11 protein-coding genes are annotated in these 13480 nt (G+C 72.0%); 9 read left to right on the top strand and 2 right to left on the bottom strand.

The genetic code is table 11. From position 1 onward, the window contains the following. Entirely contained in the window at window positions 1-483 is a 483-nt protein-coding gene (locus tag ACQPY0_RS08755) for a glutathione peroxidase (RefSeq protein ID WP_432986716.1), read from the bottom strand. A gap of 81 nt (window positions 484-564) precedes the next feature. Between ACQPY0_RS08755 and ACQPY0_RS08760 the strand changes: the two genes are divergently transcribed. Then, window positions 565-1008, top strand: coding sequence for an NUDIX hydrolase (locus tag ACQPY0_RS08760; RefSeq protein ID WP_432986718.1), 444 nt, complete (start codon window positions 565-567; stop codon window positions 1006-1008). A 127-nt stretch (window positions 1009-1135) separates the two neighbouring features. Here the strand turns inward: ACQPY0_RS08760 and ACQPY0_RS08765 are convergent, their stop codons facing one another. Next, a complete protein-coding gene (locus tag ACQPY0_RS08765; protein WP_432986720.1) occupies window positions 1136-2794 on the bottom strand; it encodes an alkaline phosphatase D family protein in 1659 nt (552 codons plus the stop codon). 107 nt (window positions 2795-2901) lie between these two features. Here ACQPY0_RS08765 and ftsY point away from each other — a divergent pair, with 107 nt between their 5' ends. From ftsY to ACQPY0_RS08805, 8 genes are all read left to right on the top strand, one after another. Beyond that, window positions 2902-4080 (top strand): signal recognition particle-docking protein FtsY, encoded by a 1179-nt coding sequence (ftsY, locus tag ACQPY0_RS08770; protein ID WP_432986722.1) that lies wholly within the window; start codon window positions 2902-2904, stop codon window positions 4078-4080. A gap of 118 nt (window positions 4081-4198) precedes the next feature. Continuing rightward, complete coding sequence (locus ACQPY0_RS08775; protein WP_360369504.1) at window positions 4199-4987, top strand: phosphotransferase enzyme family protein; 789 nt, start codon at window positions 4199-4201, stop codon at window positions 4985-4987. Window positions 4988-5161: 174 nt separating this feature from the next. Beyond that, window positions 5162-6547 (top strand): ammonium transporter, encoded by a 1386-nt coding sequence (locus ACQPY0_RS08780; protein WP_432986724.1) that lies wholly within the window; start codon window positions 5162-5164, stop codon window positions 6545-6547. 27 nt (window positions 6548-6574) lie between these two features. Beyond that, window positions 6575-6913, top strand: coding sequence for a P-II family nitrogen regulator (locus ACQPY0_RS08785; protein ID WP_190249674.1), 339 nt, complete (start codon window positions 6575-6577; stop codon window positions 6911-6913). Between the two features lie 27 nt (window positions 6914-6940). Beyond that, window positions 6941-9193 carry a [protein-PII] uridylyltransferase gene (locus ACQPY0_RS08790; protein WP_432986726.1) on the top strand — a complete coding sequence of 751 codons (2253 nt, stop codon included), beginning with the start codon at window positions 6941-6943 and terminating at the stop codon, window positions 9191-9193. Between the two features lie 593 nt (window positions 9194-9786). Further along, complete coding sequence (gene ffh, locus ACQPY0_RS08795) at window positions 9787-11325, top strand: signal recognition particle protein (RefSeq protein WP_432986728.1); 1539 nt, start codon at window positions 9787-9789, stop codon at window positions 11323-11325. Between the two features lie 121 nt (window positions 11326-11446). After that, window positions 11447-12520, top strand: coding sequence for an amidohydrolase family protein (locus ACQPY0_RS08800; RefSeq protein ID WP_432995085.1), 1074 nt, complete (start codon window positions 11447-11449; stop codon window positions 12518-12520). Window positions 12521-12801: 281 nt separating this feature from the next. Further along, a complete protein-coding gene (locus ACQPY0_RS08805) occupies window positions 12802-13452 on the top strand; it encodes a DUF402 domain-containing protein (protein WP_432986730.1) in 651 nt (216 codons plus the stop codon). The last annotated feature ends 28 nt before the right edge of the window (window positions 13453-13480 follow it).

A 13480-nucleotide genomic window follows, 5' to 3' on the forward strand; every position in this document is an offset into this window, starting at 1 on the left:
TCAGAGAGCCGCCTCGACGGCCTTCACGACCTCGTCCGACTTGGGCTCGGTGCGCGGCCCGAAGCGCGCCGCGACCTCCCCGTCGCCGCCGATGAGAAACTTCTCGAAGTTCCACCGGATGTCGCCGGTGTGGCCCTCGGCGTCCGCGACCGGGGTGAGGATGTCGTACAGCGGGTGCCGCCCCTCCCCGTTGACCTCGATCTTCTCCGTCATCGGGAACGTGATGCCGTACGTCGTGCTGCAGAACTCGGCGATCTCCTCGGCGGTGCCGGGCTCCTGCCCCGCGAACTGGTTGCACGGCACGCCGAGCACCGAGAACCCGCGACCCTCGTACTCCTTGTGCAGCACCTCGAGGTCCGCGTATTGCGGCGTCAGCCCGCACCGCGACGCCACGTTGACCACGAGCACCGGGCGTCCGCGGAACTGACCCAGATCGAGCGGCCGGCCCTGCAGGTCGGCGATTTCGACGTCATAAAAGCTCATGCCGCGATCGTATGCCCGCGCGGGCGCGCGACCCCGCGCCCGGGCGGGGCCTCGCCCCGCCCCGGCGGCCTAAGGTGAGGCGTGACCGGTCTCCAGCTCGCGGTCGGCGCCGTGGTGCGCCGTGGCAAGGACGTTCTGCTCATCAGCGACCCGCCGGACTGGGCGCTCCCGGGCGGCGCCGTGGAGGCCGGGGAGCCGCTGCTGGCCAAGGCCGGCCAGGAGGCCGGCTACGCCTCGGTGATCGCGGAGCGCCTGGTCTGGGTCGCCCGCTACGTCGCCGGCGGCGTGGCGTACGAGATGCTGGGGTTCGAGGTGACCGGGGTGGGGCCCCACGACGGCTCGGGCGCGTGGGTTCCGCTGCCCGAGGCGGTCGAGCGGCTCGGCCGGATGTGGTTCGCCCCGATCCGGGAGCCCGCTGTGGCATTTCTCACCGGCCGTGCCCGGGTGGCGACCCTGTGGACCTGGACGGACCTCGACGCGGCGCCGGTGACCCACCCGCCGGTCGCGCCCGCGCGGGCCAACTGAGCCGGATACGCCCATTCGGCCTCCCGTCCGCGCGCCCGAGCTGGGGGCTGGGTCGCGTCCGCGGGGCCGATCTGCAGGCTGATCGCGTCCGCGCGTCCGAGCTGGGGGCTGGTCGCGTCCGCGCGGCTCAGCTGAGCTTGAGCGACGCCACCTCGCCCAGGGTCTTGTCCGGCCGCGTTCCCGCGATCGTCACGTGCGCCGAGCGCCCGTCCAGCAGCAGCAGGCCGACGGCGTTGCCGAAGTACGGACCGGCGGTCTTGCGCCACCGCACGACCGGTTTGCGCAGCCCGAGCGTCCGCGCCAGCGACCGCATCATCCTCGCCGCCGGCGGGTTCCAGCCGAACTTCATCGCCGGCCGCACCAGCTTCGGCATGTCGTTGTGGACGGGCGAGCAGGTCAGCTGGTGCACCGCGCTGATCACCTCGGGCCCGAGCTCGGCCCGGGCGGCGTAGGAGTGGTGAACATCACCCGACAGTACGCTGATCGTGGCGGGTGCGGGGGAGACGCCGCCCTGCCCGGCGCCGATCTGGGCCAGCAGGGCGCTCAGGACGTCGAAGGAGCGCCCGAACGCGGCCCAGTGCTCCAGGTCCACCGCCTGTCGCAGCTTCTCGCCGAAGCGCCCCACCCAGCGGCGCGGAGACTCGGCCAGGCGCTCGGTCGCGGCCTCCAGGTGGTGGATGGCCGGCGGGAGCAGCCAGGGCAGCGAGGAGCCGATGAGCAGATGGTCGTAGTCGCCCGGGAGCTGCTTGGCGAACCACGCCCACTCGCTGTCGGGCAGCATCGCGCGCTTACCCCGCTCCAGCTCGCGGGCGGCGCGGTTGTCCACGACGACCAGGCGGGTACGGTCGATGTCGAGGGTGTAGCTCCAGCGGTACGCGGCCGCGCGGTCGCGGTCGGCGCGTGTGCCGAACTCGTCGAGGATCGCGGTCGCGTCGTCGGTGGAGGAGGCGGCGGAGTACACGGGGCACTCCGCCAGTGCGCTGGGGGCGAGGTTGCCCATGTGCTGGTAAACCCAGTACGAGGACAGGCCCGCCTGGATGCGCTGCTCCCACCAGCTCAGCTCGGCCATCGTGTCGCGCCAGCGCTGCGAGGTGTTCCAGTCGTCGATGATCTCGTGGTCGTCGAAGATCATCACGCTCGGGACGGTGGAGAGCAGCCAGCGGATCTCGGGGTCGCTCCAGGAGTCGAGGTACAGCTTCGTGTACTCGTGGAAGTCGAGAACCTGCGTCATCGGCGCGTCCGCGCGGCGCTGGCGGCGGCGCCGCTTGAGCCAGCGCTGGATCTTCTCCGGGGTCTCGTCGGCGTACACCTGGTCGCCGAGCAGCACCAGCAGGTCGGGCCACTGCGTGGGCGCGTCCGAGCGGATCGACTCGATGAGGCGGCCCGCGTAGGCGTCGAGGGCGTCCGGGGGGTACCGCGTCACGCTGAGCGGGCTCGCCTCCCGGCAGGAGCCGAAGACGAGGCGCACGGGCGCGCCCGCGCGGCGGGTCCGGATGGCCGGGGACGGGTACGGGTCGTCGGGGCGCGGCCAGACCTCGGCGCCGTCGATCCGCACGCGGTATGGCGTAACGGCATCCGGCGGCAGCCCGGAGACCACGACGAGGGCGTAGTGGTGGCCGTGCACACTGAACGTGCGGGCCGCCCCGGACGCGGGCGCGGCGTCGACCTCGACCGTCGCCGGGTGAGCTGTCTCCACCCAAACCGTCGCCCGGTCGCCCTCGACCCGGCGGAGCACGGGGCCGAGCACGAGGGGTCCCCGGTCGGTGTCGAGCTCGGCTTCGGACATGGTGGTGGGACCTCCCGGGTGAGGCGACTGCATCCCGAATGATCCTGCCCGGCCCGTCTCGGCGCCACCGCAGGCCGCCGCACGCCACATCTGGGAGGATTCCTGCCATGGAGTCGTACATCGTCTTCGGCCTGGTGCTGCTCGTCGTGGTGATCGGGGCCACACTGGCGCTGATCGCGCCCCGTTTCCGCAAGCCCCCGACACTGCCGCCGGCGCCCCCGCGCGAGAAGCCGCAGGCTCCGGCCGCGCAGGCTCCACCGGTCGTCGAGGCCCCGCCCGTCGTCGAGGAGGCCCCCGCGCCGCCGGTGGAGGTCGAGGAGCCTCTGGCGCCGCCGCGGATCGAGATCGAGATCCCGGAGCCGACGGCCGGTCGTCTGGTGCGCCTCCGCGCGCGCCTGTCGCGCTCCCAGAACGTCTTCGGCAAGGGCCTGCTCGCCCTGCTCTCGCGCGACAGGCTCGACGACGACACCTGGGACGAGGTCGAGGAGACGCTGATCAGCGCCGACGTCGGCGTCCAGGCGACCACGGAGATCGTCGCCAAGCTGCGCGAGCGCGCGCGGGTGCACGGCACCGCCACCGCGGCCGACCTGCGCACCATGCTCGCCGCGGAGCTGGTCGACGCCCTGCAGCCGGACCTGGACCGCTCCCTGGCCGTCGTGCCGCGCGACGGGCGGCCGGCGGTGCTGCTCGTCGTCGGCGTCAACGGCGCTGGCAAGACCACGACCTGCGGCAAGATCGCCCGGGTGCTGATCGCCGACGGGCACAGCGTCGTGCTGGGCGCCGCCGACACGTTCCGCGCGGCCGCGACCGAGCAACTGGCGACGTGGGCCGGGCGGGTCGGTGCGGAGGTCGTGCGGGGCCCCGAGGGGGCGGATCCGGCGTCGGTGGCGTTCGACGCGGTCAAACGGGGTATTGACGCCCGTGTGGACACGGTGCTCATCGACACGGCGGGCCGCCTGCAGAACAAGATCGGCCTGATGGACGAGCTGGGCAAGGTCAAGCGGGTGGTGGAGAAGCACGGCCCGGTCGACGAGACGCTGCTGATCCTCGACGCGACAACCGGCCAGAACGGGCTGGAGCAGGCGCGCGTGTTCACCGAGGTGGTGGACGTCACCGGGGTGGTCCTGACCAAGCTCGACGGGACTGCCAAGGGCGGGATCGTGATTGCCGTACAGCGCAAACTGGGCATTCCGGTGAAGCTGGTCGGCCTCGGCGAGGGCCCCGACGACCTGGCTCCGTTCGATGCCCGACAGTTCGTCGACGCCCTCGTTGGCACGGACGCGTAACCTCGGACGGTACCTTGGGACGGTAAGTCCCGGCCGTGCTCGCTCGGCGGCCGGTGAGAAGTTGCACAGCGCAGGTCAACGCCCGGTTTCCCCGGTCAGGTCAGCGAAGGACGATCACGTGACGCAGCAGGAGATCCCGCTCCACGGCGGGAACACCTCCGTCGTGGTGCGCTCGGGCGACACGGTGCGGCGCAACGCGGGCCCCTGGACGCCCGCGGTGCATGCGCTGCTGCGCCACCTCGAGTACGTCGGGTTCACCGGCGCGCCGCGCGCGTTCGGCATCGACGAGCGCGGCCGCGAGGTCTTGCAGTATCTGGAGGGCGAGTGCGGCGAGTATCCGCTCGCCCCGCACTGGGTGACCGACGAGGCGATGGTCACCGTCGCGACCATGCTGCGGATGTTCCACGACGCCCAGGCGGGCTTCCGGCCGCCGCCGAGCGCCGTGTGGCGCTCGTTCGGCCCGCCGCCGCCGGACACCGAGGTCATCTGCCACCACGACGCGGCGCCGCACAACGTCATCTGGCGCCCGGACGGCACCCTGTCGCTGATCGACTTCGACCTGGCCTCGCCGGGCGCGCGGATCTACGACGTGGCGTATGCGGCGTGGACCTGGGTCCCGCTGTTCTCCGACCGCGACTCGTACACGCTCGGTTGGAAACGGCCGAACCGCCCGCGGCGGCTGCGCATGTTCGCCGACGCCTACGGGCTGACCCCGCGCGACCGGCACCGCCTGGTGCGGGTCATCCGGAAGAGAATCGTCGACCACATCGAGGGAATTCGACGGATGGCGGCGGCGGGCGACCCCGCATTCGTGCGGATCGTGCACAAGGGGCATCTCCGTCGTCCCGTGCGTGACCTGCGGCTCATCGACTACGAACGGCACACGCTCGAATACGCCCTTCGATAGGCATTTTTCAAAGTGTGAGCGTTTCTTCACACGCTGGAAACATGACGTGACGCGGTAGAAACCGCGCAGCGCCGGTGCGTGAAACGTGAGCCCTGGAAGCTCTCGCGCAACCGGCTGAAGGGCAATGCTGCCTCGAAGGTCGGGAGGGAGGATCTCGACTACTAGGAGGCCAGCGTGCCTGAAGCGACCATCGACCCCGGCCATACCGCATGGCTGCTGGTGTCGACCGCTCTCGTGCTGCTCATGACGCCGGCTCTGGCACTGTTCTACGGTGGCCTGAACCGCTCCAAGGGCGTCCTCAACATGATGATGATGAGCTTCTCGACGATCGGGCTCGTCAGCGTTCTGTGGTTGTTCTACGGCTTCAGCGCGTCGTTCGGTTCCGACACCGCGGGTGGCCTGTTCGGTGACCTCGGGCAGTACTTCGGCAGCAAGACCTACATCGACCAGATGTGGGGCGCGACGGCGGAGAACCCGAGCGGGATCGGCATCCCGACGTACGTCTTCATGGTCTTCCAGATGACATTCGCGGTGATCACCGTCGCCCTCATCAGCGGCGCGATCTCGGACCGGGCGAAGTTCGGCGGCTGGCTGCTGTTCGCGTTCGGCTGGGCCACGCTCGTGTACTTCCCCGTCGCCCACAACGTGTGGGGCGGCGGCTGGATCGCCCAGAAGCTGCACCCGCTCGACTTTGCCGGTGGTACGGCCGTCCACATCAACGCCGGCGCGGCCGCGCTCGGCGTCGCCCTGGTCCTCGGCAAGCGCGTCGGCTGGCCGCGGGAGAGCATGAAGCCGCACAACGTGCCCTTCGTCGCCATCGGCGCCGGTCTGCTGTGGTTCGGCTGGTTCGGCTTCAACGCCGGCTCCGAGCTGACCGTCGACGGCGTCACCGGCCTGGCCTTCGTCAACACCCAGGTCGCCACCGCCGCCGCGGTCCTCGGCTGGGTCATCGTCGAATGGATCCGTGACCGCAAGCCGACCCTGGTCGGCGCGTCCTCCGGCGCGGTCGCGGGCCTGGTCGCCATCACCCCCGCGTGTGGCTTCATCGACTCGTGGGCCGCGGTCCTGCTCGGCCTGGTCGCGGGCATCGTCTGCGCCCTGGCGGTCAGCCTCAAGTACCGCTTCGGCTTCGACGACTCGCTCGACGTCGTCGGCGTCCACTTCGTCGGCGGGTGGATCGGCTCCCTGTGGCTGGGCTTCTTCGCCAACGACAAGCTCAACTCGGCCATCAGCGGCGCTCTCGGCGCCAAGAACGGCCTGTTCATGGGCGGCGGCGCGGGCCAGCTCGGCGCGCAGGCCGGCGCCAGCGCTATCGTCACGATCTACTCGTTCGTCATCGCGTTCGTCCTCGCCTTCATCATTGAGAAGACGATCGGCTTCCGGGTCAGCAAGGACGCCGAGGTCGAGGGCATCGACATCGCCGAGCACGCGGAGAGTGCCTACGACCTGACCCCGGGCACCGGTGGCAGCGCGGGAGCGTTCGCGATGGCGGGCGTCGGCACGAGCAAGGCCCCCGCGCCGGCGGCGGAAGCCCCGGCGTCGGAAAAGGTAGCCGGATAGCGTCGAGGGATGTCGGAGGGAATGGGCATGAAGCTGGTGACCGCGGTCATCAAGCCGTACCAGCTCGACGCGGTGAAGGAGGCGCTCCACGCGCTCGGCGTGGCGGGCCTCACCGTGAGCGAGGTTCAGGGCTACGGCCGTCAGAAGGGCCACACCGAGGTGTACCGCGGTGCGGAGTACACGGTGGAGTTCGTCCCCAAGATCCGGGTCGAGATCGTCACCGACGAGCTCGACTTCGAGAAGGTCGTCGACGCCATCGTCACTGCCGCCCGCACCGGCAAGATCGGTGACGGCAAGGTGTGGGTCACCTCGGTCGACGAGGTGGTCCGCGTCCGCACCGGCGAGCGCGGGCTCGACGCGCTGTAAGCCGCTGCTGATCTCTATCCTCATCACATGACACAACCGTCGGCGCCCGTTCCGGTCCTAACGACCGGGGCGGGCGCCGACGCGCGTGCCGAGCGCTCCGCGGCCATCGACGAGTGGCTGTCGAAGATCTTCTCAAGTGCTGGCGGCAGTACCACGAGTGCCTCGCTCGTCGCCGTCGGCGGACTGGGGCGTCGCGAATGCGCTCCGCGCAGCGACCTCGACCTCGTGCTGCTCCACCCGGGCGGCCCCGGCGACGAGGCGGCGGCCGACGAGCTCGGTAGCCTCATCTGGTACCAGGTCTGGGACGCCAAGTTTGCCCTCGACCACTCCACCCGCAGCCCCGGCCAGGCCCTGGCCCTGGCCCGGTCCGATCTCAAGGTCGCCCTGGGCCTGCTCGACGCCCGCCTCGTCGCCGGCGACCCCGAGCTGCTCGCGGCCCTGCACGCCGACGCCGTGGCCCAGTGGCGCCGCGAGGCGCGTCACCTGCTGCCGGCCCTGCGCGCCCTCACCCAGGACCGCTGGAAGGCCCACGGCGAGCTGGCGTTCCTCCTGGAGGGCGACGTCAAGGAGTCGCGCGGCGGCCTTCGAGACTTCGGTGTGCTGCGCGGAATCGGCTTCGCCGGAGTCGCCGACGGCCCCCGCCCCGCCGTCCGCGGCGCCCACCGCACGCTTCTCGACGTCCGTGACGCCTTGCACACCGTGCGCGGACGCCGCGTCGACCGCCTCCTCGCCCAGGACCGCGACGAGGTCGCCGAGATGCTGGGCTTCGGCGACCGTGACGACGTCCTGCGCCGCATCGCCGAGTCCGCCCGCACCATCGCCTACGCCAGCGACGACGCGTGGCGCGCCGTGGAGCGCTGGGCCGCCCCGAGCACCCGCGGCCACTCCGAGCGCCGCCCCCTCGCCCGCGACGTCGTCGAGCAGCGCGGCGAGGTCGTCCTGGCCCGCGCCGCGGTCACGCCCCGCCCCGACCCGGCCCTGCCCCTGCGCGTCGCCGCGGCCGCTGCCCGCGCCGACCTGCCCATCGCCCACGCCACCCTGGAGTGGCTCGGCGGCTTCGCCGGCCCCATGCCCCGTCCCTGGCCCGCCCCCGCGCGCGACGCCCTGCTCACCCTCCTGGGCAGCGGCAAGTCCATGATCGAGGTCTGGGAGGCCTGCGACCGTTACGGCCTGGTCGTCAACTGGCTCCCCGAGTGGGCCCGCGTCCGCAGCCTGCCCCAGCACAACCCGGTCCACCTCTTCACCGTCGACCGCCACCTGGTCGAGACCGCCCGCCAGGCGGCCGGCCTCACCCGCGACGTCGACCGCCCCGACCTGCTCGTCCTCTCCGCCCTCCTGCACGACATCGGCAAGGGCCTGCCCGGCGACCACAGCATCGTCGGCGCCCCGATCGCCGCGGCCGCGGCCGCGCGCATGGGCCTCAGCGCCGCCGACGTCGCCCAGGTCGAGAAGGTGGTCCGCCTCCACCTGCTCATCCCCGACACGGCCACCCGCCGCGACCTGTCCGACCCCCAGACCATCGCCACGGTCGCCGATGCCGTCGGCGACGCCTCCACCCTGTCCCTGCTGCACGCCCTCGCCCGCGCGGACGCGGCCGCCACGGGCCCGGCGGCCTGGTCGGACTGGAAGGGCCGCCTCATCAACGAGTTGGTCCGCCACGTGGAGCGCGCCCTGGACACCGGGGTGGTCGCGCCGCCCCCGTCGCCGGCCGCCGCCCTGACCGTCCCGGCCAAGCTCCCGGCGGTCCAGGTCGAGACCGACAGGGTCTCGGTGATCGCCCCCGACCGCCGCGGCCTGCTCGCCGCCGTCGCCGGCTGCCTCTCCCTGCACCGCCTGGACGTGGTCACCGCCGACACCGTCACCGTGGACGGCCTGGCCCGCATGGTCTGCGCCGTCCAGCCCCGCTACGGCGACATCGACCGCGACGCGGTCGTCTCCGACCTGCGCCGCGCCGTCACGGGTGACCTACCGGTCGCCGAGCGCCTGGCTGCCCGGGAACGCTCCACCCGCCGCAGCGCGAGCGCGTCCCCGCGCCTGGTGTGGCAACCGTCGACGGCGGCGACGGACGCGACCGTGATGGAACTGCGCGCGACGGACACGCCAGGTCTGCTCTTCCGGGTGGCGAGCGCGCTGGAGGACATCGGCGCGGACGTACGCTCGACCCGAATCTCCACCCTGGGCGGCGACGTGGTGGACGCCTTCTACCTGGCCGGCGAGTGGGACGAACCGTCCCGGACCCGCGCGGAGGCCGCGGTCCTGCAGGCCGCCACCCCATCCTGACCCGCACCACCACCCACTGACCCCCGACCCCGGCCCGACCCCGCCTCGCGTCTTCGTCCTTGTCTCCTTCTCCGCCTGTCTGCGACCTCGCGTGGTGTGTCGGGTCCCGTCTCCTCCTTTGCGCCCTCCGCGACGTCGCCTGGCGTGTCCGGTCCCGTCTCCTCCGCTGCGCCCTTCGCGACCTCGCTTCGTGCCTCCGGCCCGGTCTCTGCCTCTGCGACCCGGCCTCGCGCCTTGGGTCTTGTCTCCCGCCCGGCGACCTAGCCTTGTCGCTCGGACCCTCGGCGCTCCGTCTCCGCCTGACGGCCCTGTTCCTGCCCTGGCCGCCGCGTCCGCGCGCTGGGCGTGTCGTGTCCCGTGTCTCGCCCCGCTCGTCCTATCCCAACCCCGTCGTACCGCGTCCGAGCCTCGGGCGTGTCGGTCGCCGCGTGACTTGACGGGGCTGTGATTTGCTACTTTCGTGCGGGTTTCGCCGGGCTTCGGAGGGCCGTCCGGCGGTGATCGGGCGCGGGTGCGTGGCGCCGCGGGCCGCGACGACGTGTTCGCTGTCGCGTACCCTTCAAGGGACTCCTACACCCGAGGACGGATCCGTCGTGTTTGACACCCTGAGTGACCGGCTTTCCGGCATCTTCTCGAAGCTGCGGAGCAAAGGGCGGCTCACCGACGCCGACGTCGACGCGACCGCGCGGGAGATCCGCCTGGCGCTGCTCGAGGCCGACGTCGCGCTGCCCGTGGTCAAGGCGTTCATCGCCCGGCTCAAGGAGCGGGCGCGGGGCGCCGAGGTGTCGCAGGCGCTCAACCCGGCCCAGCAGGTCATCAAGATCGTCCACGAGGAGCTCGTGACGACGCTCGGGGGCGAGGCGCGGCGGCTGCAGTTCGCGAAGAACCCGCCGACAGTGATCATGCTCGCCGGTCTGCAGGGCTCCGGTAAGACCACGCTCGCCGGCAAGCTCGCGCGGTGGCTCAAGGGGCAGGGGCACCAGCCGCTGCTCGTCGCCGCCGACCTCCAGCGGCCCAACGCCGTCAACCAGCTGCAGGTGCTCGGCGGCCGCGCGGGCGTCGAGGTCTACGCGCCCGAGCCCGGCAACGGCGTCGGCAACCCCGTCCAGGTCGCCCGCGACTCGATCGAGCACGCGAAGCGCCAGATGCGCGACATCGTGATCGTCGACACGGCCGGCCGCCTCGGTATCGACGCCGAGATGATGCAGCAGGCCGCCGACATTCGCGACGCCGTCGACCCCGACGAGGTCCTGTTCGTCATCGACGCCATGGTCGGCCAGGACGCGGTCGCCACCGCCGAGGCGTTCCGCGACGGCGTCGGCATCACCGGCGTCGTGCTCTCCAAGCTCGACGGCGACGCGCGCGGTGGCGCCGCGCTGTCCGTTCGCCACGTCACCGGCCAGCCGATCATGTTCGCGTCCACGGGTGAGAAGCCCGAGGACTTCGACGTCTTCCACCCCGACCGGATGGCCTCCCGCATCCTCGGCATGGGCGACGTCCTCACCCTCATCGAGCAGGCCGAGCAGGCCTTCGCCGAGGACGAGAAGGAGCGGATGGCCGCCAAGCTCATGGGCGGCCAGGACTTCACGCTCGAGGACTTCCTGGAGCAGCTGCAGGCCGTGCGCCGCATGGGCCCCATCGCCAACGTGCTGGCGATGATGCCGGGCATGAACCAGATGAAGGACCAGCTCGCCGAGATCGACGACAAGCACTTCGACCGGGTCACCGCGATCATCCGCTCCATGACGCCGAAGGAACGCGCCAACCCGAAGATCCTCAACGCCTCCCGCCGCGTGCGCATCGCCAACGGCTCCGGCGTCTCGGTCACCGACGTCAACCAACTGCTGACCCGCTTCGCCGACGCGCAGAAGATGATGAAGCAGATGGGCGGCATGATGGGCCTGCCCGGCGGACGCCGCAAGGCCACGAAGTCCCCGAAGAACAAGCGCAAGGGCAACAAGGGCGGCAACAGCGGTGGCATGCGCCAGCCTCGCCTCGGCGGCGGCCTGCCGCAGCTCCCGCCCGGCTTCGACCCGGCCGCGATGGACCCCAACGCCGCCGGCATGCCGCCGGGCTTCCGCCTTCCGAAGCTGGACTTCTCCAAGCTGCAGAAGCGCGACAAGGACGCCTGAGCCGTTGTCCACAAGATCCGCCGACCGGCCCCACTCCGCCCAGCCCACGCCCCAGCCCGGACGCCCGTCCGCGCCTTCGCCCGCGTCCGCGCCGCAGTGGACGCGGGGCGCCGAGCCGGCCCTGCACGTGCGGGGGACGGTGCTGCCGTCCGGGGAGCGGCGCGACATCTGGCTCGTCGGCGATCGGGTCACGTTCTCGCCGGTCGCCGGGGCGATGACGGTCGCCGACGAGGGATACATCCTGCCGGGCCTCGTCGATGCCCACTGTCACCTCGGCATCCAGGCCGGCGGGCGGCCCTCGGAGAACGTCGATGCCGCGCGGTCGCTCGCCGTCATCGATCGCGACGCGGGTGTTCTGGCGATTCGCGACGCCGGGTCCCCGATTCCGTACGAGTCGCTCGACGACGACCACGACGTCCCCCGGCTCGCCCGTGCGGGGAGGCACGTGGCGCCCCCGAAGCGATACCTGCGCGACATCGGCGTGGAAGTCGGCGAGGCCGAGTTGCCCGCCGAGATCACACGCCAGGCGGGCCGCGGCAACGGCTGGGTGAAGCTCGTCGGCGACTGGATCGACCGCGGCCGCGGCGACCTCGCGCCCGCGTGGGACGTCGCCGCGATGGCCGGCGCGATCGCGGCCGCGCACGCCGCGGGCGCCCGGGTGGCGGTCCATACGTTCGCCGAGGAGTCGGTGGCAGCGCTCGTGCGCGCGGGCGTGGACTCGGTGGAGCACGGCACCGGCCTGAACGAGTCGGACATCGGCGAGATGGCCCGCCGCGGCACCGCGCTCGTCCCGACGATGATCAACATTGCGACGTTCGGCAACATCGCCGCGCAGGCGGAGGAGAAGTTCCCGGCCTACGCCCGCCACATGCTTACCCTCCACGACCGTTTCCCGTCGATCGTGCGTGCCGCGCACGAGGCGGGCGTGCCGATCTACGTCGGCACCGACGCGGGCGGCGGCATCAACCACGGCCTGGCCGCCGAGGAGATGCTGCTGCTGCACCGCGAGGCTGGTCTGCCCGCGGAGGCGGTCCTGCGCGCCGGCTCCTGGGGCGCCCGCGAGTGGCTCGGCTTCCCGGGCCTGGTCGAGGGCGGCCTGGCGGACCTCGTCGTCTACGCCGAGGACCCCCGAACCGATCTCACCACCTTGCTCCGCCCCCGCCGCATCGTCCTGCGCGGCCGCGTGGTCCGCTAGTAGGAGCCACAGCGCCCGAGCGCCCCGCGACCGCACGGGTGCCGCGTCTCGTCCACATGGCCGCGCTTGTGTCCGTGCGGGTCTCGTCCACATAGCCGCGTCTCGTGTCCGTGCGGGTCTCGTCCGCATGGCCGCATCTCGCGTCCGTGCGGGTCTCGCCCATGTGGCCCCGCCCGCGCCTGCCTGCTCAGGCCGGTGAGGCCGCCGTGGTCGGTGGTGCCGGTGTGCTCAGTCGTGGTCGGTGGGGCCGGACGCCCCCGCGCGACCGATACAATCTCGGCGTGCCGCTGCGACCCGGAAGACCCGTCCTGCACCGGCACTTCACCCGTGACACGTTGGTCTGGGCGCCGCTCACCCGCGTCGTGTCCGACGACGAATTGGGCACGCGGCTGTGGCTCGCTACCGGCAGCCCCGTGATCCGGCAGGTCAACGAGGACGGCGAGGGGCCGCGCGGGATGCCGTTCGAGCGATGGCTGGCGGAGCCGAAGAAGGTCATCCAGGACGTGTACCGGGGGCCGAGCATCTTGAAGTTCAACCCCCGTGGGTCGGCGTACTCGGTCTGGTGGCTGTTCGACCCCGAGGGGCGCTTCCGCGCGTGGTACGTCAACCTCGAGGAGCCGGGGGTCGCCTGGGACGACGGAGAGGTCGCGGGGATCGACCTCACCGACCAGGACCTCGACCTGTGGATCTGGCCCGACCGGCGGTGGGGCTGGAAGGACGAGGATGAGTTCACGGAGCGGCTGGCGTACCCGGACGAGTACTGGGTGAGCGACCCCGAGGCCGTGTGGGCGCAAGGGCGCGCGATCGTGCCGGCGATCGAGGCGGGGGAGTGGCCGTTCGACGGCACCTGGACCGACTTCCGGCCGCCGGACGACTGGACCACCCCGGAGCCCGTGCTGGAGGGCTGGAACCGACCTAGGGAGCGCGGTTGAGCGTCGTCTTCACGCCCGGCCAGGTGAT

This window comes from Dactylosporangium sp. CA-233914, from assembly GCF_050942935.1.
In the GTDB taxonomy this organism is placed as follows: domain Bacteria; phylum Actinomycetota; class Actinomycetes; order Mycobacteriales; family Micromonosporaceae; genus Dactylosporangium.

What these genes read in the sequence shown, in the direction of transcription:
- ftsY (WP_432986722.1), top strand. Translation starts at nt 2,902, where the DNA reads ATGGAGTCGTACATCGTCTTCGGCCTGGTGCTGCTCGTCGTGGTGATC.
- ACQPY0_RS08790 (WP_432986726.1), top strand. Translation starts at nt 6,941, where the DNA reads ATGACACAACCGTCGGCGCCCGTTCCGGTCCTAACGACCGGGGCGGGC.
- ACQPY0_RS08785 (WP_190249674.1), top strand. Translation starts at nt 6,575, where the DNA reads ATGAAGCTGGTGACCGCGGTCATCAAGCCGTACCAGCTCGACGCGGTG.
- ACQPY0_RS08765 (WP_432986720.1), bottom strand. Translation starts at nt 2,794, where the DNA reads ATGTCCGAAGCCGAGCTCGACACCGACCGGGGACCCCTCGTGCTCGGC.
- ACQPY0_RS08755 (WP_432986716.1), bottom strand. Translation starts at nt 483, where the DNA reads ATGAGCTTTTATGACGTCGAAATCGCCGACCTGCAGGGCCGGCCGCTC.